Source organism: Nocardia vinacea NBRC 16497 (assembly GCF_000308835.1).
Lineage (GTDB): Bacteria > Actinomycetota > Actinomycetes > Mycobacteriales > Mycobacteriaceae > Nocardia > Nocardia vinacea.
Genome location: NZ_BAGN01000276.1, coordinates 1 through 234, shown reverse-complemented (window position 1 = coordinate 234; position 234 = coordinate 1). Strand labels below are relative to the sequence as shown.

Annotated in this window: 1 protein-coding gene; it reads right to left on the bottom strand. The window is 64.1% G+C overall.

Translation table 11 applies throughout. The features are described from left to right. On the bottom strand, positions 1–234 hold a 234-nt coding region (locus ON44_RS33475), incomplete at both ends, for a hypothetical protein (RefSeq protein ID WP_040697904.1).

Here is a 234-nt window from a genome sequence, read left to right as displayed (position 1 = left end):
GCCAACACATCGGTGCCATTTCCACCGTCGTTGTCGGTGTCGTTTCTACCGCTACGGCAGTCGAGCACCACGATCTGTGGTGCCGGGTGGTCGGTGGACTCGGCTTGCAGATCGTCCCACTCCACGAATGCCACGTCCTGCGGCTGTGTGGGTGTGGCTGTCCAGTGCAGGGTGTGGAGCCGGTCTCCGCTGCCTGTCGCGATGGCCAACTGGTCGAGTTGGACCGGTCGCAGG